Origin of the sequence: Pyxidicoccus caerfyrddinensis (genome assembly GCF_010894405.1) — a bacterium.
GTDB lineage: Bacteria > Myxococcota > Myxococcia > Myxococcales > Myxococcaceae > Myxococcus > Myxococcus caerfyrddinensis.
In genome coordinates this window covers 1-1,626 of sequence record NZ_JAAIYA010000093.1, presented here as the reverse complement: position 1 = coordinate 1,626, position 1,626 = coordinate 1, and the positions used below count along the sequence as shown (strand labels likewise).

The 1,626-nt window shown below is 71.2% G+C and carries 1 protein-coding gene; it reads right to left on the bottom strand.

From position 1 onward, the window contains the following. A partial coding sequence (locus G4D86_RS51605) for a non-ribosomal peptide synthetase (RefSeq protein WP_164003080.1) occupies positions 1 to 1,626 on the bottom strand: 1,626 nt, incomplete at both ends.

Genomic DNA, 1,626 nt, shown 5'->3' with positions numbered 1-1,626 from the left:
CCCGGGGGCCCACGGGCGCGGCGCTCAGCTCGGGCAGGGCGGAGTTGCGAGTGGCCTGCTCCACCCGCCTGGCGAGGCCCGCGAGGGTGGGGGCCTCGAAGAGGGCGCGCAGGGGCAGCTCGACGCCGAGGGCGGAGCGGACGCGAGACACCACCTGGGTGGCCAGGAGGGAGTGGCCGCCGAGCGCGAAGAAGTCATCCTCCGCGCTGACCTTCTCCACGCGCAGCAGCCCGGCCCAGAGGGAGGCGAGGATTTCCTCGGTGGGAGTGCGCGGGGCGACGTATTCGGAAGCGGAGGCAGAGGACTCCGGGGCGGGCAGGGCCCTGCGGTCCACCTTGCCGTTGGACGTCAGCGGCATCGTCTCCAGCGCGACGAAGGCGGAGGGCACCATGTACTGGGGCAGGCGGGCGGCGAGTGCCTCGCGCAGCACGTCCTCGGAGGCTTCGGCTCCGCCCACGACGTAGGCCACCAGACGCCGGTTGCCGGGCACGTCCTCGCGTGCGAGCACCACGGCGCGTCGGACTCCCGCCACTTCCTCCAGCGCGGTTTCGATTTCACCCAACTCAATGCGCAAGCCGCGCAGCTTCACCTGGAAGTCGATGCGGCCCAGGTACTCCAGCTCGCCGTGAGCCAGCCACCGGGCCTTGTCGCCCGTGCGGTACAGCCGCGCGCCCTCGGTGCCGCCGAACGCATCTGGCACGAACTTCTCTGCGGTGAGCTCGGGGCGGCCGAGGTAGCCGCGCGCCACGCCGGCGCCGCCGATGAAGAGCTCACCGGGGACACCGGTGGGCACCGGCTGCATGCGCTCGTCGAGCACGTACACCTGCACGTTGGCCAGGGGGCCACCCAGGGTGGGCCGGCCCGGAGCGCCATGGACGGCACGCGCGGTGGTGTCCACCGTGCACTCGGTGGGGCCATAGACGTTGAAGCAGCGGATGAAGGGGTGGGCTGACAGCTTCGCCCACAGCGCCTCGTCCACGTTTTCACCGCCTACCAGCACGCGCAGCCGCCTGGAGGCGGCGAGGCCCTCTTCCAGCAGCAGGCGCAGGTGGGAAGGAGAGCAGTCGAGCACGTCGAGTTGGTGCTTCTCCACCCACGCCTTGAGCAGCGCCACGTCCTCGCGCGCGGCCTGCGGTACGACGCACAGAGCATGTCCGTCGGCCACCTGGATGAGCTGCTTCACCGAGGCGTCGAAGGACAGGGGCGCGTTGAGGCTGACGCGCAGCGCGACTTTCACGTCAGCGTAGACAGCGGAAGCCAGCGCGGCGCGCAGGTTCATCACCGACGCGTGCTGCACCATGACGCCCTTGGGCCTGCCGGTGCTGCCCGAGGTGTAGATGACGTAGGCCAGGTGCTGGGGCGAGGTGACGTGAGGCGGGTTGGCCTCGGACTCGCGCGAGAGCTGCTCGAGCACGGCCACGTCGTCGAGGTAGAGGGCCTCGACGCCGGAGCCCTCCATGCGCTCGGACAGGTGGCGCTGGGTGAGGACGAGAGGCGCCCCGCAGTCCTGGAGCATGAAGGCCAGGCGCTCACGCGGGTAGGCCGGGTCCATGGGGACGTAGGCGCCGCCGGCCTTGAGGATGGCGAGCACGGCCACCACCATGTCCACGCCGCGCTCCATGCAGA